The organism is Pseudomonas sp. PS01303 (genome assembly GCF_029959385.1).
Classification (GTDB): domain Bacteria; phylum Pseudomonadota; class Gammaproteobacteria; order Pseudomonadales; family Pseudomonadaceae; genus Aquipseudomonas; species Aquipseudomonas rustica.
The window spans coordinates 1-19,704 of record NZ_JASCPK010000075.1 but is presented as its reverse complement, the minus strand read 5'-3'; the positions used below and the strand labels follow the sequence as shown (position 1 = coordinate 19,704).

The 19,704-nt window shown below is 59.4% G+C and carries 23 protein-coding genes and 1 riboswitch; of the genes, 10 read left to right on the top strand and 13 right to left on the bottom strand.

Going from position 1 to position 19,704, the window contains the following annotated elements:
* Positions 1-230: 230 nt before the first annotated feature.
* Positions 231-1,913 (bottom strand): fatty acid--CoA ligase, encoded by a 1,683-nt coding sequence (locus tag QMX93_RS19225; RefSeq protein WP_159814639.1) that lies wholly within the window; start codon positions 1,911-1,913, stop codon positions 231-233.
* A 146-nt stretch (positions 1,914-2,059) separates the two neighbouring features.
* Positions 2,060-3,244 (bottom strand): MFS transporter, encoded by a 1,185-nt coding sequence (locus tag QMX93_RS19220; protein WP_053123686.1) that lies wholly within the window; start codon positions 3,242-3,244, stop codon positions 2,060-2,062.
* Positions 3,245-3,329: 85 nt separating this feature from the next.
* Here QMX93_RS19220 and QMX93_RS19215 point away from each other — a divergent pair, with 85 nt between their 5' ends.
* Complete coding sequence (locus QMX93_RS19215; RefSeq protein ID WP_053123688.1) at positions 3,330-4,094, top strand: helix-turn-helix transcriptional regulator; 765 nt, start codon at positions 3,330-3,332, stop codon at positions 4,092-4,094.
* Positions 4,095-4,210: 116 nt separating this feature from the next.
* Here the strand turns inward: QMX93_RS19215 and QMX93_RS19210 are convergent, their stop codons facing one another.
* Positions 4,211-4,840: a LysE family transporter gene (locus tag QMX93_RS19210; protein ID WP_053123690.1), complete on the bottom strand. Its 630-nt coding sequence runs from the start codon at positions 4,838-4,840 to the stop codon at positions 4,211-4,213.
* Between the two features lie 284 nt (positions 4,841-5,124).
* Here QMX93_RS19210 and QMX93_RS19205 point away from each other — a divergent pair, with 284 nt between their 5' ends.
* The 3 genes from QMX93_RS19205 (at position 5,125) to QMX93_RS19195 (ending at position 7,969) form a co-directional block, all read left to right on the top strand.
* Positions 5,125-6,090, top strand: a complete 966-nt coding sequence (locus QMX93_RS19205; RefSeq protein WP_282357648.1) for a 2-hydroxyacid dehydrogenase — start codon at positions 5,125-5,127, stop codon at positions 6,088-6,090.
* 32 nt (positions 6,091-6,122) lie between these two features.
* The gene (locus tag QMX93_RS19200; RefSeq protein WP_212545528.1) at positions 6,123-7,121 is read left to right on the top strand and encodes a class I SAM-dependent methyltransferase; all 999 of its coding nucleotides are present in this window, start codon (positions 6,123-6,125) and stop codon (positions 7,119-7,121) included.
* 51 nt (positions 7,122-7,172) lie between these two features.
* A riboswitch (yybP-ykoY riboswitch) is annotated at positions 7,173-7,295 on the top strand.
* 89 nt (positions 7,296-7,384) lie between these two features.
* The gene (locus QMX93_RS19195; RefSeq protein ID WP_007912813.1) at positions 7,385-7,969 is read left to right on the top strand and encodes a TMEM165/GDT1 family protein; all 585 of its coding nucleotides are present in this window, start codon (positions 7,385-7,387) and stop codon (positions 7,967-7,969) included.
* Between the two features lie 123 nt (positions 7,970-8,092).
* On the opposite strand, the gene QMX93_RS19190 is transcribed toward QMX93_RS19195, so the two are convergent.
* From QMX93_RS19190 to QMX93_RS19175, 4 genes are all read right to left on the bottom strand, one after another.
* Positions 8,093-8,911, bottom strand: a complete 819-nt coding sequence (locus QMX93_RS19190) for a M48 family metallopeptidase (protein ID WP_282357647.1) — start codon at positions 8,909-8,911, stop codon at positions 8,093-8,095.
* Positions 8,912-9,218: 307 nt separating this feature from the next.
* On the bottom strand, positions 9,219-9,842 hold the full coding sequence (locus QMX93_RS19185; RefSeq protein WP_053123700.1) for an SOS response-associated peptidase: 624 nt from the start codon (positions 9,840-9,842) through the stop codon (positions 9,219-9,221).
* Positions 9,843-9,877: 35 nt separating this feature from the next.
* Complete coding sequence (locus tag QMX93_RS19180; protein ID WP_007912819.1) at positions 9,878-10,138, bottom strand: DUF2007 domain-containing protein; 261 nt, start codon at positions 10,136-10,138, stop codon at positions 9,878-9,880.
* 9 nt (positions 10,139-10,147) lie between these two features.
* Positions 10,148-10,330 (bottom strand): CPXCG motif-containing cysteine-rich protein, encoded by a 183-nt coding sequence (locus QMX93_RS19175; RefSeq protein ID WP_053123703.1) that lies wholly within the window; start codon positions 10,328-10,330, stop codon positions 10,148-10,150.
* A gap of 142 nt (positions 10,331-10,472) precedes the next feature.
* On the opposite strand from QMX93_RS19175, the gene QMX93_RS19170 reads away from it, so the two are divergent.
* Positions 10,473-11,636 carry a 1-acyl-sn-glycerol-3-phosphate acyltransferase gene (locus QMX93_RS19170; protein ID WP_172680153.1) on the top strand — a complete coding sequence of 388 codons (1,164 nt, stop codon included), beginning with the start codon at positions 10,473-10,475 and terminating at the stop codon, positions 11,634-11,636.
* Positions 11,637-11,726: 90 nt separating this feature from the next.
* Here the strand turns inward: QMX93_RS19170 and QMX93_RS19165 are convergent, their stop codons facing one another.
* Positions 11,727-12,005 carry a hypothetical protein gene (locus QMX93_RS19165; RefSeq protein ID WP_053123707.1) on the bottom strand — a complete coding sequence of 93 codons (279 nt, stop codon included), beginning with the start codon at positions 12,003-12,005 and terminating at the stop codon, positions 11,727-11,729.
* A gap of 193 nt (positions 12,006-12,198) precedes the next feature.
* On the opposite strand from QMX93_RS19165, the gene QMX93_RS19160 reads away from it, so the two are divergent.
* Positions 12,199-12,405, top strand: a complete 207-nt coding sequence (locus QMX93_RS19160; RefSeq protein WP_027612213.1) for a hypothetical protein — start codon at positions 12,199-12,201, stop codon at positions 12,403-12,405.
* A gap of 245 nt (positions 12,406-12,650) precedes the next feature.
* Here QMX93_RS19160 and QMX93_RS19155 read toward each other — a convergent pair whose 3' ends face one another.
* Positions 12,651-13,235, bottom strand: a complete 585-nt coding sequence (locus QMX93_RS19155) for a YajG family lipoprotein (RefSeq protein WP_008086137.1) — start codon at positions 13,233-13,235, stop codon at positions 12,651-12,653.
* Positions 13,236-13,440: 205 nt separating this feature from the next.
* Between QMX93_RS19155 and QMX93_RS19150 the strand changes: the two genes are divergently transcribed.
* Entirely contained in the window at positions 13,441-13,674 is a 234-nt protein-coding gene (locus QMX93_RS19150) for a hypothetical protein (RefSeq protein ID WP_212548761.1), read from the top strand.
* A gap of 69 nt (positions 13,675-13,743) precedes the next feature.
* Here QMX93_RS19150 and QMX93_RS19145 read toward each other — a convergent pair whose 3' ends face one another.
* Entirely contained in the window at positions 13,744-13,980 is a 237-nt protein-coding gene (locus QMX93_RS19145) for a hypothetical protein (RefSeq protein ID WP_156316182.1), read from the bottom strand.
* 403 nt (positions 13,981-14,383) lie between these two features.
* Between QMX93_RS19145 and mqo the strand changes: the two genes are divergently transcribed.
* Positions 14,384-15,892, top strand: a complete 1,509-nt coding sequence (gene mqo / locus QMX93_RS19140; RefSeq protein ID WP_282357646.1) for a malate dehydrogenase (quinone) — start codon at positions 14,384-14,386, stop codon at positions 15,890-15,892.
* Between the two features lie 137 nt (positions 15,893-16,029).
* Here mqo and QMX93_RS19135 read toward each other — a convergent pair whose 3' ends face one another.
* The 3 genes from QMX93_RS19135 to QMX93_RS19125 form a co-directional block, all read right to left on the bottom strand.
* Entirely contained in the window at positions 16,030-16,317 is a 288-nt protein-coding gene (locus tag QMX93_RS19135) for a PA4642 family protein (RefSeq protein ID WP_053123715.1), read from the bottom strand.
* Between the two features lie 63 nt (positions 16,318-16,380).
* Positions 16,381-16,860: a hypothetical protein gene (locus QMX93_RS19130; RefSeq protein WP_053123718.1), complete on the bottom strand. Its 480-nt coding sequence runs from the start codon at positions 16,858-16,860 to the stop codon at positions 16,381-16,383.
* Positions 16,861-16,984: 124 nt separating this feature from the next.
* Positions 16,985-17,542 (bottom strand): hypoxanthine-guanine phosphoribosyltransferase, encoded by a 558-nt coding sequence (locus tag QMX93_RS19125; protein WP_053123723.1) that lies wholly within the window; start codon positions 17,540-17,542, stop codon positions 16,985-16,987.
* A 162-nt stretch (positions 17,543-17,704) separates the two neighbouring features.
* On the opposite strand from QMX93_RS19125, the gene upp reads away from it, so the two are divergent.
* Complete coding sequence (gene upp, locus QMX93_RS19120; protein ID WP_007912842.1) at positions 17,705-18,343, top strand: uracil phosphoribosyltransferase; 639 nt, start codon at positions 17,705-17,707, stop codon at positions 18,341-18,343.
* Positions 18,344-18,345: 2 nt separating this feature from the next.
* Positions 18,346-19,620, top strand: coding sequence for a uracil-xanthine permease family protein (locus QMX93_RS19115; RefSeq protein WP_008086144.1), 1,275 nt, complete (start codon positions 18,346-18,348; stop codon positions 19,618-19,620).
* Positions 19,621-19,704 lie beyond the last annotated feature (84 nt).

Genomic DNA, 19,704 nt, shown 5'->3' with positions numbered 1-19,704 from the left:
CAATCAGTGCGTGTGCTCCGTTCTTAAAAATCCTTGAACGGACTATATCCAGCAGGGGGTATTGCTTGATCCCTCTAAAGTGTGATTTGCAGTGAGCAACCACTCTGGAACAGTCCTTTCGCCAGTCCGACACGCGTCGGCACGGCAAGGATGGCTGATTTTTTTGATTTCACAAGCCAAGCGCTTGCTTGGTGGGGCTGGCGCGCCGTTTTCGGCGCGCCAGAAGACACTCAAAGTGTCGAGAGGAAGGTGCTGTTGTTGGCCTGCCATTCGGTGATGTCGAGGCGGATGCGCTTCTTGTCGAGCTTGCCAACGCTGGTCTTGGGAATTTCGGTAACAAGGGCGATCTGACTCGGGATCGCCCACTTGCTCAGGTGGCCCAATTCCACAAACGGCTTGAGGTGTTCCTTGAGCTCACGGGCCCCGATCACGTGCCCTTCGCGGATCACCAGCAGTGCAAACGGGCGCTCGCCCCACTGCGGATCAGCGATGCCGACCACTGCTACTTCGCGTACCGCGACGTGACGGCTGATCAAATCTTCGAGATCCAGCGAGGAAATCCATTCGCCACCGGTCTTGATCACGTCCTTGATGCGGTCGCGGATGTCGATCACGCCCATGCTGTCGAGCGTGGCGACGTCGCCGGTGTGCAGCCAGCCGCCGGCCCAGAGCTCTGCGCCTTTTTGTGGCTCGTTGAAATAACCTTCGGTGAGCCATGGCGCGCGCAGCACCAGTTCGCCCTGCGTCTCGCCGTCCGCCGGAAGGAAATTGCCCTCGGCGTCGACAATCGCCGCTTCTACCAGCGGCCCCGGCACACCGGCCTTGATCCGGTAAGTGGTGCGCTCGTCTTCGCTGCCGGCCATCAATTCATCATTGAGGTGTGCGCAGGAAACCAGCGGACCGGTTTCCGACATGCCGTACGCGGCCGTCAGTTGAATGCCGCGCGCCTTGGCGGTTTCGTACAGCGAGCGATTGAGCGCGCTGCCGCCGATGACGATCTTCCAGCCGCCAAAATCGGTGCCCTGCGCGCCTTTGGCGTTGAGCAGCATTTGCAGGATCGTCGGCACGCAGTGGGAGAACGTGACCTTCTCCTTGCGCCACAACTCCACGAGATATTCCGGATCGTAGCGCCCCGGATAAACCTGTTTCAGCCCCAGCATCGTCGCCACATAAGGCAGGCCCCAGGCGTGAACGTGGAACATCGGCGTGATCGGCATGTATACATCGTTGGTGCCGAGCAGGCGCACGCTGTCGATGGAACCCATGATCGTCGACACGCCCATGGTGTGCAGCACCAATTGCCGATGGGTGAAGTACACGCCTTTCGGGTTGCCGGTGGTGCCGGTGGTGTAGAACGTGGTCGCGACGGAATTTTCGTCGAAATCCTGGAAATCGTACTGCGGGCTCGCAGCCGCCAGCAGTTGCTCGTACTCGCCGACCAGATTCGGCAAGTCGGCGGTTTTTTCCGGCAGATCAGTCAGCAGCAAGGTCTTCTCGACCGTGGTCAGGTGCGGCGCGATCGCTTGATAGAGGCCGACGAACTCGCTGTTGACCAGCACAAAACGGTCTTCGGCGTGGTTCATGGTGTAGAGGATCTGTTCCGGCGACAGGCGCACGTTGATCGTGTGGATCACCGCGCCGATCATCGGAATCGCAAACATGCATTCCAGGTAACGATGGCTGTCCCAATCCATCACCGCAACAGTGTCACCGGCCTTCACACCGGCCGCCGTCAGCACGTTGGCCAGCCGCGCAACACGCTCGATCAGGGTCGGGTAGCTGTAGCGAATCTGGTCACGGTAGATGATCTCGCGGGTTTTCTCGTAACGGGCGCCGGACATCAGCAGCCGTTTGATCAGCAATGGATACTGGTAGGCCCCATCGGCCGGGGGAATGACGCGAGTCTGCAACATATGAATCCCTTTTCTGGCTGCACGGTGTTGGCATAGAGATTTGTACTCTAGAACCCTTATACGCCAGCCAAATCAGCCAAAGGAATGATTTGCAGAGCCGTACAAATGCTAGCTTTGCGCCAGCATTTGCCGACTTTCGTCCCAGGTCAGGCCGTTTGCCCTACAGCCTCCTCGGAAGGTGTCCGTGGGAATACGACTGCTGCAAGGAAGGTCAACGCGCCGAAACCCGCGAGAATCAAGTACAGGCCTACAAAACCATGGCGCGGTTCAACATAGGAAATCAGCGGAATCGCCGTCGCACTGGCGCCGAACGATAAGCAGTAACGCAGGGCGAACACCCGTGATTGCCACTGCGGGGCGACGAAGTTGGCGACCATCGCATCATTGACTGTTACCTGACCAAACACCACAAACATGAACGCTGCGCCGAGGGCGATCACCGCCCAGCCGTCGGCATAGGCCAACGCAAACAACAGCGGTGCCTGGCACAACGTCAGGACAACAAACGGCCATTTCAGGCTGAGCCGATGCAACACACGACCAATGCTCAATTGCGCAATCGCACCGAAGGCATAGGCCAGACTGACCACCACGCCGAGGGTTTGCGGCGAGGCGAACAGCTCATGCAAACGTTCCTGAAACAGCTTCGGATAGGTCATGGTGGTGGCGTTGAACACCACGCCGCCGGTGGCCGTGGCCAACGCCAGCACGCCGAAAACCATCACCATCGAGATGCGCTGACCGGCGGCGCCTTTGAGTGGCGTGTGCGGGCGCTTCGGAATCGGTTCCTCACGCACCTGCAAGGCGAAGCCAAAACCCAGCACAATCGCCACTGCGCCCGGTATCAGAAACGCCGAGCGCCAGCCGAACTGCGCCACCAGCAAGCCGGTGATCAGCGCCGAAAACGCCACGCCCAGATTGCCCCACATGCCGTTGATGCCAATTTCGCGGCCACGGTTTTGTGCGTAGGCCACCAGCATTGCTGTGCCGACCGGGTGATAAATCGCCGCGAAAATACCGATCAGGGTCAGGCCAATCACCAGCATGCTCGGGCTGTTGCTCAGCCCGGTGAAGATCGCCGAAGCGCCGATACCGAAGAAAAACACTAGCATCATCTGCCGCCGACTCCAGTGATCGCCGAGCCAGCCGGCGGGCAGCGAACAGGCGCCGAAGGCGATGAATCCTCCCAACGACAGGCCGATCAGCGTGGCGTAATCGAGGCCGAAAGCCTGGGTCATACCGAGCACGGCGGCGGGAAAAATCAGCATGAACATGTGATCGATCACATGGGCGGCGTTGATGTAGCGAATGACATTGCGGGATTGATTCATGGCGGCACGCTTTACGTTGTTGTGTGCCGTCTATGCTAGGTTGGCCGTAAAGCGCATTCCTGCCAAGCAAGTCATCGAATCAGACATGTTGATCAGCCATTTCGAACACGGCCCGGTGAGTGCCTACCCCCGGGATTATCTGGACGGCGCCCACCAGCCGCTCCACCTGCATCGCGAGGCGCAGTTGTTGTACGCGGTCAGCGGGATCATGCGCGTGGTCACGGAATCGGGTGCGTGGGTGATTCCGCCGAGTCGCGCGGTGTGGATTCCACCCGAGGTAGCGCACGAGATTTTCATGAGCGGTGACGTGCAGATGCGCTCGCTGTTCATCGCGCCAGAATTGTCACCCGCCAGCCTGCAACAGTGCTGCGTATTGGCGGTGACACCGTTGCTGCGCGAGCTGATTCTGCGTGCCGTGCAAGGGCCGCCGCACGCCGACAACCCGCTGATTCAGCAGTTGATGCTGGAAGAACTCGCCAGTCTGGAAAACCTGCCGCTGCACATTCCGATGCCCAGCGACCGGCGTCTGCAAAACATCTGTCTGGCACTGCTGCACACCCCCGATCATGCCAATACCCTGGAAGACTGGGCGCAACAGGTCGGCGCCAGCTCACGGACGTTGGCACGGCTGTTTCAGCAACAGCTGCAGATGAGTTTCAACGCCTGGCGCCAGCAACTGCGCCTGATGGAAGCCCTGCCACGTCTGCTCGCCGGGGACAGCGTGCAGCGTGTGGCGCGGGATCTGGGTTACGGCAGCGCGCGGGCGTTCAGCGCGATGTTTCGCCGTTTACTTGGGGAAAATCCCCGTGATTACCTCAACAACCTGAGCAAACTCAGCGAGCTTGTGTAAGACCCTGTGGGCTCGAGCCTGCTCGCGAAAGCGATCTTCCAGCCCCTTTGATATCGACTGATCCGACGCCTTCGCGAGCAGGCTCGCTCCCACAGGTTTGAATTGCGGTTCTGACATCAATGCATCTCGGTAAACGCGATTTTCACGCCGAGAGCAATCAGCACCGCGCCCATGGTGCGGTCAAACCAGTGGCCCATGCGGGCAAAACCGGCGCGTACACGTTGCTGGCTGAACAGCATCGCCACCAGGCAAAACCATACGGCCGTCGCGACCGCCAGATAAATCCCGTAACCGGCCTGCACCGACAGCGGCGTGTGCGGGTTGATCACCACGGTGAACAGCGACAGGAAGAACAGCGTGGCTTTCGGGTTGAGGCCATTGGTCACGAAACCTGAAGTGAACGCGCCGCGAGCCGTACGCACACCGGCTTCTTTGTGCAGATCGTCGGTGACGGTTTTCGCTGGTTGCGCGCGCAAGGCCTTGAAGCCGATGTACAGCAGATAAGCCGCCGCCGCCCATTTCAACGCGTTAAACAGCACGATCGATTGCGACACGATCAGGCCGATGCCGAGCAACGAATAACCGACGTGGAGGAAAATCGCCGTACCGACACCGAGTGCCGTCCAGGTGCCGGCGCGACGCCCGTGGGTCACGCTTTCGCGCACCACCACGGCAAAGTCCGGGCCGGGGCTGGCGACTGCCAGCAGGTGGATCAGTGCAACGGTCAAGAACTCGGTCCAGTACATGGGGGCTCCTCTGGGGCAGCTTGGTCAATAAAGATCTGTAGGAAACGCAGTACTTGTGGCGAGGGGATTTATCCCCGTTCGGCTGCGCAGCAGTCGTAAACCCGGCGAACGCGATTAAGCAGATACACCGAGGTGAATGGTTTTAGGGCTGCTTCGCAACCCAACGGGGATAAATCCCCTCGCCACAGGGATATGTATCCGCGGCGGGGTCTGCGTAACCAATTGTTTCATCTGGTAGGCTCGGCAGATTACGCCCAACGCTCAAAGCCTAAAAGGTACAGTTGATGACGAACACGCGCCGCGCCGTATTCCTTGATCACCCGTCGCTCGATCTTGGCGACCTCGACCTCAGTCCGTTGCGCGAGTGTTTCAGCGATCTGCAACTCTTCGCCCAGACCCTGCCCGAGCAAGTCAGCGAACGCCTGCAAGGCGCCACCGTGGCCATTTCCAACAAGATTTTGATCGACGCCGCCGCGATGGCCGCCAACCCCGATCTGAAACTGATCCTGATCACCGCGACCGGCACCAACAACGTCGACCTCGCCGCCGCCCGCGCTCACGGCATCACCGTGTGCAACTGTCAGGGTTACGGCACGCCGTCGGTGGCGCAACACACGATCATGCTGCTGCTCAACCTCGCCACGCGTCTGGCCGATTATCAGAAAGCCGTCGGCGAAGGTCGCTGGCAGCAGGCGAAACAGTTCTGCCTGCTCGACTATCCGATTGTTGAACTGGAAGGCAAAACCCTGGGTTTGCTCGGTCACGGCGAACTCGGTGGCGCGGTGGCGCGACTGGCCGAAGCCTTCGGCATGCGCGTTTTGCTCGGACAGATCCCCGGGCGCCCTGCCCGCCCGGATCGTCTGCCGCTGGACGAACTGCTGCCGCAAATCGACGCCCTCACCCTGCACTGCCCGCTCAACGAGCACACCCGCCACTTCATCGGTGCCCGCGAACTGGCGTCGATGAAACCCGGCGCCTTCGTGGTCAACACCGCGCGTGGCGGTTTGATCGATGAACAGGCGTTGGCCGATGCGCTGCGTAATGGCCACCTTGGCGGCGCGGCGACGGATGTGTTGAGCGTCGAGCCGCCGACTCAAGGCAATCCGCTGCTGGCCGCCGACATTCCACGCCTGATCGTCACGCCGCATAACGCTTGGGGCAGTGTTGAAGCGCGGCAGCGCATCGTCGGTCAATTGACCGAAAACGCTCAGGCGTTCTTCAGCGGTAAGGCGCTGCGGGTCGTCAGTTGATAAACTGCGGCACTTTTTTTTGAGGAGCAGTTATGGATCCGCGCAGTGAAGTACTGCTTCGTCAGCCCGAGTTGTTTCAAGGTTCGTTGTTGTTGGCCGGTTTGCCCGCCGACGATCTGCTCGGGCGCTTGCCCAACGCCTTCGGCTGGTGCTGGCATGCCGGCGATCAAGCGGCGCTGGACGCTCGCTTCGAAGGTCGCAGCCATTTCGGCGTGAATGTTCCGGAGCGTGAGTTTGATAGCGCTGTGGTGTTCTTGCCCAAGTCCAAGGATCTGACCGATTACATTCTCAACGCCGTGGCCTCGCGTCTGGCCGGTCGAGAAGTGTTTCTGGTCGGGGAAAAACGCAGCGGCATCGAAGGCGCGTCAAAACAGCTCAATCCGTTCGGCAAGCCGCGCAAACTCGACAGCGCGCGTCACTGCCAGCTCTGGCAAGTCACCGTGGCCAACGCGCCAGAAACGAAATCGCTGGAAAGCCTCGCGCAGACTTATGAATTGCCGCTGGCCGAAGGCCCGCTGAAAGTGATCAGCCTGCCGGGCGTGTTCAGCCACGGTCGTCTTGATCGCGGCAGCGCCCTGCTGCTGGAACATCTGGACAAATTGCCGAGTGGCCATCTGCTCGACTTCGGTTGTGGCGCGGGTGTGTTGGGCGCGGCGGTGAAGCGTCGCTATCCGCATAATCAGGTGACGCTGCTTGATGTCGACGCGTTTGCCGCTGCCAGCAGTCGTCTGACTTTGGCCGCTAACGGTCTGGAGGCCGAGGTGCTGACCGGCGATGGCATCGATGCGGCGCCGATGGGTTTGAGCGCAATTTTGAGCAATCCGCCGTTCCATGTCGGCGTGCACACTGATTACTTCGCCACCGAGAACTTGCTGCGAAAAGCGGCCAAACATCTGAAAAACGGTGGTGAGCTGCGCTTGGTCGCCAACAGTTTCCTCAAGTACCAACCGCTGATCGAAGAGCATCTGGGCGTGTGTGCGATCAAGGCCGAAGGCAATGGCTTCCGCATCTACCGGGCCAAGCGCGGCTAGAACTTCTTTCAAAAAAGAGGCTTGCTCAATCGGATTTGCCTAGGCAGAATCCGCTCCGTCCTAGGGGAGTAGTCTCCCACGAGCGCCATGCTCGTCCGGCATACGTCAACATACTTGATCCTCAGATCATGGCGTATGCGACCCAAGCGTCCGCATCAGACGGATCGCAGGGTTTGACAAGACCTATGACACGCACACCTTACCCGGGGCGGGAAGGCTGTACGTGTCATAGCCGTGTCGACCCGCCCCTTAGGAAAATCCTGATGCTGGACTCGTTACTCGTTCCCACCGCAATCGTTGCCTTGGCCGAAATCGGCGACAAGACGCAACTGCTCGCGCTGATCCTCGCCGCTCGCTTCCGCAAACCCTGGCCGATCATTGCCGGTATTGTCGCCGCGACCCTGGCCAACCACGCGGCAGCCGGTGCGGTAGGCGCCTGGTTCGGCAGTTTCTTCTCGAATGCGACGCTGCACTGGATCCTCGCCGCGAGCTTCACGGCCACGGCGCTGTGGACGTTGGTGCCAGACAAAATGGACGACGATGAAACCAGCACCGCACGCAAGTTCGGGCCGTTTCTGACCACGCTGATTGCGTTCTTCCTGGCGGAAATGGGCGACAAGACTCAGGTCGCGACGGTGATGCTCGCCGCGCAATACCCTGATTTGTGGCTGGTGATTATCGGTACCACGGCGGGCATGTTGATTGCCAACGTGCCGGTGGTATTGGCCGGTAACTTTGCCGCCGACAAATTGCCACTGACCCTGATCCGTCGCCTCGCGGCTTCGGCGTTCATGATTCTGGCAATTGTGGCGGTGTACAAAGCGATGCAAAGCAGTGGTTGGGTTTAACCCTGAGAGAAGGATCGTTCCCACGCTCTGCGTGGGAATGCAGCCGGGGACGCTCTGCGTCCCATTGGAACGCGGAGCGTCCCTTGAGGCATTCCCACGCAGAGCGTGGGAACGATCACCGACTCAGGATTTCGGAGCTTGTTCGTACAGCGGCATGACTTTCGGAATCGCTGCCTGCAACGAAGCAATCCGGCTAGCCGATGCCGGGTGAGTGCTCATGAACTCCGGTGGTGAACCTTCCGAGACCTTGCTCATCTTGTCCCACAGGGTGATCGCGGCATTCGGGTTGTAGCCGGCGCGGGCGGCCAGTTCCAGGCCAATCAGGTCGGCCTCGTTTTCGTTGGCGCGGCTGTTCGGCAGCGTCATGCCGTAATTGGCCACGGTGTCGGCCAGCGCCAGGCTGTCCTGCCCCAGACCGAGCAACGCACCCGCGCCCTGCTTGGCCATTTCAATCCCGTACGCCTTGGACATCGCCTCACGGCCATGCTCGCGCAAGGCGTGGGCGATTTCATGGCCCATGACCGCGGCGATTTCATCGTCGGTGAGTTTCAGGCTGTCGATCAGCCCGGTGTAGAAAATGATCTTGCCGCCAGGACCACAGTTGGCGTTGAGCTCGTCACTCTTGATCAGATTGACTTCCCATTTCCATTGCGCCGCATCGGGGCGGAAGTTCGGCGCCTGAGCGATCAAACGGTCGGCGATCGCCTGAACGCGTTTGGCGTCGCTGCTGGTCTTGTCCAGCACACCTTTGGTGGACGCTTCGCCGACGGTCTTCTGATACGACTGGGCATACATCTGGTCGACCTCTTGCGAGGACAGCATGCTGAACATGTACTGCTTGCGCTCCACACCCACGGCGCCGCCGCTGGTGGTGTTGACCGACTGACAACCGGCCAGCAACAACGCTGCGCTCAGTGCACTTACAACCAATGTCTTGTTCATTCAAAAGCTCCCTGAAAACCTGCCGGGTATCCTAGGCGGGTAATTGTATCGACGCCAGATACAACGGACGTGTTGCAGTGACTTTCAGACATATCCCACAGTTCAAAAGCCCCTCACCCTAGCCCTCTCCCGGAGGGAGAGGGGACTGATTGGGGGATATTCAGGAAGTTCGCTGACCTGAACGATCTGCTTTGAATCCATAATCGACTCGATTTCTCAGGTCGACGGATCTCACCAGACAACTCGGTCAGTCCCCTCTCCCCCCGGGAGAGGGTTAGGGTGAGGGGCTCTTGATAGACCAGACAACTCAACCCGGCGTCAAACACTCCGGCCCATTGAGCTTCGGATCATTGATCAGATTCGCCAACACCCGCTCCCGCAACACCGCCGGCTCACTGGCCAGCAACGCCTGCAACACATGCAACGGCGTCTCGGGATCCAGCCACGCCGCCTGCCCGGCCTCATCCAGAATCAATGGTCGGCGCTGACTCGACGCCGACTGCGTAATCACCGCCGTACTCAACCAGACCTGTTCCTGCACCGGATACGCTTCCCAGATCGCCGCGAAAAACAGCGACGCGCCCTCCCCCGGCGTCAGCCAGTACGGGCGTTTGCGCTGAGTCCCGCGCCATTCGTAAAAACCATTCGCCGGCAACAGACAGCGACGCTGACGCAGCGCCTCACGGAACATCGGCTGTTCGGCCACGGTTTCCGCGCGAGCATGCGCGGGTGTTTTCGACAGGTCGGTCAGCCACGGCGGCGTGAGCCCCCAGCGGGCGCGGGCCAGCGTGCGTTCGCCGGCGTCACCGGCACGCAGCATCAACACCGAATCGTTGGGGGAAATGTTCCACTGCGCCTGCTGATCGGCGGGAAAACCTGGCAGGGCCGCGAAATCGCGGTTCCAGCGAAACAGGGCATAACGTCCACACATGGGGCAACAAGACTCTAAATAAAACGATCGTCAGCCTAACAGACCAGCGTCCCGGGGAAGCTCTCCGGTTCGTCGCCGGGCAGCGGCAGCGCGGCATTGTACGCGGTGATCAGCTCGCGGGCGTATTCGGCCTGGTCGTTGTCGACCGACAGCCCGAGCAAGCCGAAGATCGGCAATTCACCGGTGCCGCCGAGCAAATCGCGGCCAATCAAGTGCGCCTCAATGCCCTCGCTGGCGAGCATGCCTTTGAGCATTTCGCCTTCCATCAGGTTTTCCGGCTCGTAGATTCGCTGCATGGGCGCGCCTCACTCGTTTTCGCTGAAGACTTCCAGAAACCAATCCTCTCCGTGTACCTGCAAGACGAACGTGATCGGCCGGCAACACACCTGACAGTCCTCAATGTAGGTCTGATCACCGCCGGACAGATCCACCGTCGTTTCAACTTGCTCACCACAATACGGACATTCGTACAGTGCGCTCTCCAGCATCGCGGTCTCCCAAGTGACTTGTGCGTATAATCGCCGGTCTATTTGCAGGGCTATTTTTGTCTGGCTGACTTTTCAGACCGTGCCCCGTTGGTTTTCGATCAAAACCTTTACTTACCCTAGCCGTTTCTAACAAGAGAGCATGATGGGCGAATTCGATGCCATCCGACCTTACGACGACAGCGAAGTACCTGTGGTACTGGCAAGACTGCTCGGCGACAAGGCGTTTCTAGATATCCTCACCCACTTCCGCTTCCCGCGTTTTGCCGGTGCTTTCGGCTGGATGCTCAAACCACTTATAGCCCATCGGCTGCGTCGTGAGTTCGCCGACGTGACCTCGGTGGCGACGTTGCAGGACAAGGTCGAGTCCTACGTCGACCACACCATCGAGCGCGCCACCGACGGCGTGACCTACACCGGTGTCGAGCAATTCAAGTCGGGCAGCGCCTATCTGTTCATCGCCAACCACCGCGACATCGTCATGGATCCGGCCTTCGTCAACTACGCCGTGTACCACGCCGGCCTGCCGACGCCGCGCATCGCCATCGGTGACAACCTGCTGCAAAAGCCGTTTGTCAGCGACCTGATGCGCTTGAACAAGAGTTTTATCGTTCACCGTTCGATCACCGGCCGTCGCGAGAAAATGGCTGCGTATCAGCTGTTGTCGGCGTACATCAACCACTCGATCCGCAATGATTGCGCGTCGATCTGGATCGCGCAGGCCGAAGGTCGGGCGAAGGATGGCGATGATCGCACCGAGTCGGCGATCCTCAAGATGTTCCACATGAGCCGCAAGGATGAGCCGTTCGGCGAAGTCATTCGCTCACTGAACGTCACCCCGGTGTCGATCAGTTACGAGTACGACCCCTGCGACCAGGCCAAGGCCCGCGAGCTGTACATCCGCGCCACCACCGGCACCTACGCGAAAGCGCCGGGCGAGGATGACGTGAGCATTGCCAAGGGCATCACCGGTTACAAGGGCCGCGTGCACGTGAACTTTGCTGCGCCGATCACCGAGCTGTTCGAAGACACCAAGCAATTGGCTGTCGAGATGGACAAGCAGATTCTCGGCGGCTACCGGTTATTCCCGGTGCATTACCTGGCGTACGCGCAGTGGGCTGATGCGGATCCGCAGTTGAATGTGCCGAAGGCTGCCGAGGTGTTTGCGGCGGATGAACTGGCCAAGGCGCAGGAAGAATGGCAGAGCCGACTGGATGCTTGCCCTGCAGAGCATCGTCCGTATCTGGTGCTGCAATATGCGACGCCAGTGCGTAATCAATACCGCGTTAAGGCCGGGTTGCCGCTTTAAATTTTCAGAGCAAGATCAAAAGATCGCAGCCTTCGGCAGCTCCTACAGTGGATTCATGTAGGAGTTGCCGAAGGCTGCGATCTTTTGCTTTTAGTAACGCGTGCTGATCCACGAGACGATCAGTGCCAGCCCCAGGCAAGCAAAACCAAATCGATAGAAAAACCGGTTCATGCGCAAGGTTGCCCAATCAAGAATGGGCTCGGCATTCGGCTGCGCGTTGCGCTGGGCGGCGATGCTGGCCATTGCGCGTTGTTCGCGGCGGCGGGTTGCGTGCAGCAGCCAACTGCCCGGGAACGCCAACAGCAGCGCCAGCAGGTTGATCAATTTGGCGGGATGGGCGGTAAACAGCGTCATCAAGTGCAGCGACATCACAGACCTCTATCTAAACCGGTGTGGCAGGCGCCAGACCGACGACCGCGGCGCGGATTCTAACCAAACCTTGGCCCCCTGCCCCAGCCTTTACGACAAATAACGTAACAATCGACCGATGGCTGTCCTGTGTCACGGCATCGTCATCTGGATAAACCAAGATGCGCGCCTCGAAACCGACAGGGAACGCGTCATGTTGCACGCCGAAAACCAGGATCGCCTCTACCTCATCACCCCGACCGACGAACAGCAAAGCCTCGTCGGCAGCCTTGCCTTCAATGTTCAGGATCGCCACTGGCTGGTGTATTGCGCGCTGGGCGGGCATCAGCATGCGGATTTGCCGGAGACGGATTTGTTGACGGGGGTTAGCGTGCTCGACTTTTACTCGCAGGCTGCCTGAAAAAGCAAAAGCACCCTCACCCTAGCCCTCTCCCGGAGGGAGAGGGGACTGACCGGGTTGTTTCGTCGGAGTACATCGACCTCAAATTCCAAGGTGAATGTAGATCTCATGAACTACACAGATCAGCTCCCTTTCCCCCTCGCCCCCCTGGGGGAGAGGGCTGGGGTGAGGGGGGACGATTTCATGCCCCACAAAAAAGCCCGGGGTCATCACTGGCCCCGGGCTTTTTCACATCCGCTGAAAGCTTACTCAGCGAGCACCTGACCCACGGTCGGATCCTTGAACAGACGCGTCAACGCATCGCTCAACACGTCGCTGACCAGTTTGGTGTTGGTTTCCTGGTTCGGCGCCATGCCGAAACGCTGATCCAGCGACGCGCCGTAACGGCCGCTGTAACGGCGGTTGGCGTTCTGCACGTCGGAGCGGAAGGTCGCGCCGATGGTCGCTTCAGTCACGTACATGCCTTCTTTCGGCGACTGGTATTTCAGCTCGGCCAGGGTCACGGTCAGCTGAGGCGCATTCGGCGCGTTGTTGGTCGGGGTGAAGCCCAACAGACGCACGGCGGCTTCAGCCTGAGCTTGCAGCTTCGGCAGGATCTGCTCGCGCTGCACGGTGATGGCGCTGGTTTCCGGGTACAGGCCGCCACGGGTGCCGAGGGTTGGCGACGGACGCCCGTCAACCACACGCACGACAACGGGCTGACCACGGCCGACCGCAGGCAACTGCGTGGTCAGCTTCGGCTCCGGATTCAGTTGTTGCGGGCTGTGGGCGCAGCCGGCCAGGGTCAAACCGGCCACAGTGATCAAACCGAACAACAGGCGTTGCAACATGCTCTTCTCTCCAGAATCAGGCACAAACAGGCCGGCAGTATAGCGGTGGGCCACTGCGGGTCACCAGCGTCACACGGTGAATACTGAAATGTCTGACACAGCCGTGGCAGGCCGGTTCCTGTCACGCCGCTGTCATCTGCCGTACATGTTGACGTCACGCCCTGCTGGCAACCTTCAAACAAGTCCTCCAGCAAGGTAATCGGCCATGCGTTATTTGATCTCGTTGTTTGCGCCACGCCCGTTGCACCGCAGCTTTGCCCTGCTCGACCGCAACGGCCATTGTCAGGCATTCAAGCAGTGCAGCCTGCAACCGATGGGTGACGGTTGGGTGGAAATCGAAGAAATTCGTCTCAACTGGTTGCACCACCCATTGCCCGCCAGCGCCCGCGTCATAGCGCCGCAGGCTCGTGCACGCGCTCAGGCGATGTTGAGCATCTGACCGGATGCCTAATAAAAGTCATTAAACACGACCAACTCCCCGCATTTCTTCGATACAATCTCCCCCCGATTATAAGGACGTCTCCTGATCGGGCCCCGCAACAGCGTCAATGCGCATCGCATCGACATCAAAATCGCCCACAGAGAGCCGCCCACACAGATCGAGTGAAGTTGGCGCGCTTGCCTGTTCTTCCGGCAAAAACCCCGCTTTTCGCGAATCTGCAGAGCTGTCATGACGCTCGGCCGCCGCGTTGTTTTTGCCCTCGGGCAAGGTGCCAAGCCAAGACAGCCCTTTTTTGAGGTTCACGTCTTCAAAAGAGCGTGAAAAAAACGGGTTTTCACAACTTCACAAGAGTGTGGCGAGCAAATGAATAGTTTTGCGTCTGAACATGCACCATTAGCGTCTGGAACAGCCCAACGACACAGGACCGGGTATACCTCGAATATCGGAGCCTGAAGCCTGTCCGCTACGGATTTGGTTGCACAAAAACGGATGTCTCGACCATAAGTCGAATTGCCAGCTGCGTGCTGAAATGAGTTCATGGAGCTCTTGAAAGCCAGGCCGCATGCATCCGTCGAAGTTGCGAAAAATTGCGAAGATTCGGACATGGCGAACCTGACCACGGATAGCCTGGACACAATTGATCTGTCCCGGAACGCCTGGCAGCCATGCCGACAATTTGGTGCTGCAGATTTTGGAGACGCGTTAAATGGCGCATAACGAAGCAGTCGACGTAGTATTGGTTGGGGCCGGCATCATGAGTGCCACCCTCGCCGTACTGCTCAAAGAGCTCGACCCCGCGATCAAGCTGGAAGTCGTCGAGCTGATGGATTCCGGTGCTGCGGAGAGTTCCAACCCGTGGAACAACGCCGGTACCGGTCACGCTGGTCTGTGCGAGCTGAATTACACGCCGCAGGCCGCCGATGGCACCGTCGACATCAAGAAAGCCGTGCACATCAACACCCAATTCGAGGTGTCGAAGCAGTTCTGGTCGTACCTGACCAAGAAAGGCACCTTCGGCTCGTGCAAATCGTTCATCAGCCCGGTACCGCACCTGAGCTTCGTGCAGGGTGATTCCGGCGTGTCGTTCCTCAAAGAACGCTTTGACGTGCTGCACAAGCACCACGCCTTCGCCGACATGGAATACACCGAAGACAAGGCCAAAATGGCCGAGTGGATGCCGCTGATGATGCCGGGCCGCTCGCCGGACGAAGTCCTCGCTGCCACCCGCGTGATGAACGGCACCGACGTCAACTTCGGCGCGCTGACCAATCAGTTGCTCAAGCACCTGACCAGCGCTCCCGACACTCAGGTCAAATACTGCAAGCGCGTGACTGGTCTCAAGCGTAACGGCAGCGGCTGGACCGTCAGCATCAAAGACGTCAACAACGGCAACACTCGTGAAGTCGACGCCAAGTTCGTTTTCCTCGGTGCAGGTGGCGCGGCGTTGCCGTTGCTGCAGGCTTCGGGCATCGAAGAAAGCAAAGGCTTCGGCGGCTTCCCGATCAGCGGCCAGTGGCTGCGTTGCGACAACCCGGAAGTGGTCAAACAGCACCAGGCCAAGGTTTACAGCCAGGCCGCTGTGGGTTCGCCACCGATGTCGGTGCCGCACCTGGACACCCGCGTTGTCGACGGCAAGAAATCCCTGCTGTTCGGGCCATACGCCGGTTTCACCACCAAGTTCCTCAAGCACGGCTCCTTCATGGACCTGCCGCTGTCGGTTCGCGCCGGCAACATCGGGCCGATGCTGGCCGTGGCGAAAAACAACATGGATCTGACCAAGTACCTGGTCAGCGAAGTGATGCAATCGATGGAACAGCGTCTGGATTCCCTGCGCCGTTTCTACCCGCAAGCGAAAGCCGAAGACTGGCGTCTGGAAGTGGCTGGCCAACGGGTGCAGATCATCAAGAAAGACCCGAAAAAGGGCGGCATCCTGCAATTCGGTACCGAACTGGTGTCGGCCAAGGACGGTTCGCTGGCCGCGCTGCTCGGCGCTTCGCCAGGCGCTTCGGTGACCGTTTCGATCATGCTCGAACTGATCGAGAAGTGCTTCCCGAATCAGGCCAAGGGTGAGTGGGCAGCGAAACTGGCCGAGATCTTCCCGGCCCGTGAAAAGGTGCTGGAAACCGATGCTGCGCTGTATCGCAAGATCAACACGCAGAACAACATCGCGCTGGAACTGGTTGAAGAAAGCAGCGAGACACCAAGCTACGCTTGATCTTGCGGCATAAAAAACGCCCCGATCGGGGCGTTTTTTTATGGCCTTGAAAAGCAAAAGATCGCAGCCTTCGGCAGCTCCTACACAGTCACTATAAATCCCATGTAGGAGCTGCCGCAGGCTGCGATCTTTTGACCTTAACCGCGGGACTTTTCGATCAGTTCGATGTAGTCCGGGGCATTACGCTGATCGGCGATCAGCTCAACAAAGGTCTTGCCCTGCTCGTCCTTGCCATCAACGTCATAACCGGCCTCAACGAAGAAACCCAGGAAGCGTTCGAAGTCGTCGATACGCAGACCACGGTAGGCCTTGATCAGTTTGTGCAGCGACGGCGAAGTGGCGTCGACCGGTTCAAAATCGAGGAACAGCTTGATCTGCTCATCGCCGATCTCGTCACCAATCACTTGTTTCTTATCTTTACGCATTGCCGACTCCAGCTCGCAGACATTACACGGGGCCGGCAGTTTACCCCTGCCCTGCCGCCGGGCTCAACGCGAACGCGTGCTGCCGGTGTGCAAATCGGCCCAGATGTGGCCGTTGGCGTAACTGAGGAACTGCACATACACGGTGTCATTGCGCAGCAGATCAATGATCACGCGGTACTGGGCCAGCGGATAAAACAACGTCAGGGTTTTGCTTTTGTCGTCGTAGATCGGCTTTTTCAGGCTTTTGCTTTCGCCGTCAAAATTGACCAGCACCTGCGTGATCGTCGCACCCTTGTTCAGGGATTTGCCCTTGAGGCGGATCAGCAGCGGAGACGTGACCGGAATCGGTTGCTGATTGGATTGACGTTGCGCGCCCACCACCACGGAATAATCGGTGACCTGCATGAGTTGCTGTTGCTCGGGCTCGGCGTCGCGCACGGTCAGATCGTCCGGCGGCAGGAATTGACTGTGCATCGGCGCGGCGGACAGAGGCAGGCTGAAGATCAGGAAAAGCGCGGCGAGGCTGCGGATCAAGAGGCTCATGACAGGCTCCGGAGGGCGGGGCCGAGCACTCTAGCATGGGATTAAAAGCAAAAGATCGCAGCGTTCCGCAGCTCCTACATTGAACCTGTAGGAGCTGCCGAAGGCTGCGATCTATTGATCTTGCTTACATGCCTTTAACGGCAAAAATCCCGTTGGCGTTGCGCCAGTAGCCTTTGTAGTCCATGCCGTAACCGAAGATGTAGCGGTCGATGCACGGCAGGCCGACGAAATCGGCTTTCAGGTCAGGACGTGCTTTGCGGTCGTGATCCTTGTCGATCAGCACAGCGGTGTGCACTTTGCGCGCGCCGGCGTGTTTGCAAAAGTCGATGATCGCGCCGAGGGTGTGACCTTCGTCGAGGATGTCGTCGATGATCAGCACGTCGCGGTCGATGAACGAGACTTCCGGCTTGGCTTTCCAGAACAGGTCGCCGCCGCTGGTTTCGTTGCGATAACGGGTTGCGTGCAGGTAGGACGCTTCCAGCGGGAATTGCAGATGCGTCAGCAGTTTGCCGGAAAAGATCAGGCCGCCGTTCATCACGCAGAACACCACAGGGTTGCTGTCAGCCAGTTGTTCGTTGATTTGTGCACCGACACGGGCGATGGCCGCCTCGACTTCAGCTTCGGTGTACAGGCAGTCAGCCTCTCGCATGACTTGACGGATATGCTCGAGATCAGCGGACATGGCGCTCTCCAGGGGGTTCGATTTCGGAAAAGCGGGCAAAGGTACGCATCCCGCGAGGTCGAATCAAGCATTTGTGGACTAACGTACTGTATGTCCTATAGGACATCACCCTCGGATAGATTAATCTAGGCCGGTTTTTTTGCCCGCCGCCGGAGTTTTTCCATGCCCATCCTCGAGATCCGCCATCCGCTGATCCGTCATAAACTCGGCCTGATGCGCCGCGCCGATATCAGCACCAAGAACTTCCGTGAGCTTGCTCAGGAAGTCGGCGCCCTGTTGACCTATGAAGCTACAAAAGATTTGCCGCTGGAGTCCTACGATATTGCAGGCTGGTGCGGCACCGTGTCGGTCGAGAAGATCGCCGGCAAGAAGATCACCGTCGTGCCGATCCTGCGCGCCGGCATCGGCATGCTTGAAGGCGTGCTGAGCCTGATCCCGGGTGCCAAGGTTTCCGCCGTGGGTGTCGCCCGCAACGAAGAAACCCTGCAAGCGCACACCTATCTGGAAAAACTGGTTCCGGAAATCGACGAACGGTTGGCGATGATCATCGACCCGATGCTCGCCACTGGCAGCTCGATGGTTGCGACCATCGACCTGCTGAAAAAGGCTGGCTGCAAAGACATCCGCGCGATGGTGCTGGTTGCCGCGCCGGAAGGCATTGCTGCCGTCGAGAAGGCTCACCCGGACGTGACCATCTACACCGCGTCCATCGATGAGCGTTTGAACGAGCACGGTTACATCATCCCTGGACTTGGCGACGCCGGTGACAAGATCTTCGGCACCAAGCAGAAGGACGCGTAACCATGCAGCAAGAGTTCAACGATCCGCTCTGGCGCACGGTGCTGTCCGGCGCCCAGATGCTGTTCGTGGCTTTCGGCGCTTTGGTGCTGATGCCGCTGATCACGGGCCTCGACCCGAACGTGGCACTGTTTACCGCGGGTTTAGGGACGATCCTGTTCCAGATCGTCACCGGGCGTCAGGTGCCGGTGTTTCTGGCGTCGAGCTTCGCTTTCATCACTCCTATCATTCTCGCCAAGGGCCAGTTCGGCCTCGCCGCGACCATGGGTGGCGTGATGGCGGCCGGTTTCGTCTACACCTTCCTGGGCCTAGCCGTGAAGATCAAAGGCACCGGCTTCATTGACCGCTTGCTGCCGCCGGTAGTGATTGGCCCGGTGATCATCTCCATCGGCCTGGCCATGGCGCCGATTGCCGCGAACATGGCGATGGGCAAGGCTGGCGACGGTTCCGAACTGATTCACTACCAGACCGCGATGCTGATCTCGATGCCGGCGCTGCTGACCACGTTGATCGTGGCGGTGTTCGGTAAAGGCATCTTCCGCCTGGTGCCGATCATTTCCGGTGTGCTGGTCGGTTTTGCCATGTCGTTCTATTTCGGCGTGGTCGACACCGCGAAGATTGCCGCCGCGCCATGGTTTGCGATTCCGCACTTCACCGCGCCGGAGTTCAACTGGCAGGCGATTCTGTTCATCGTTCCGGTGGCCTTGGCCCCGGCCATCGAACACATTGGCGGCGTGATTGCTGTGGGTAGCGTGACCGGTCGCGACTATCTGAAGAAGCCGGGCCTGCATCGCACCTTGCTCGGTGACGGCATTGCCACCACCGCCGCCGGTCTGTTTGGCGGTCCGCCGAATACCACCTACGCCGAAGTGACAGGCGCGGTGATGCTGACCAAGAACTACAACCCGAAAATCATGACCTGGGCGGCGGTTTTCGCCATCACCCTGGCGTTCATCGGCAAGTTCGGCGCGCTGCTGCAAAGCATTCCGGTGCCGGTGATGGGCGGGATTCTGTGCCTGTTGTTCGGTTCGATCGCGGCGGTGGGCATGAACACCCTGATCCGTCACAAGATCGATTTGGGCGAAGCACGCAATCTGGTGATTGTCTCGGTGACGTTGGTGTTCGGGATTGGCGGTGTGCTGGTCGGCACTGGCACCGGCCCGGACGACTTCGGCCTCAAAGGCATCGCGCTGTGCGCGGTGGTGGCGATTGCGCTGAACCTGATCCTGCCGGGCAATGACGGCTGGAAGAACAAGAAGGCGGATGAGCCGCTGATCTAAACCCTTAGATCTTCACCGCCTGACAGTCAGCCTTCGCGGGCAAGCCTTGCTCCTACATCGGTCTCTGTAGGAGCAAGGCTTGCC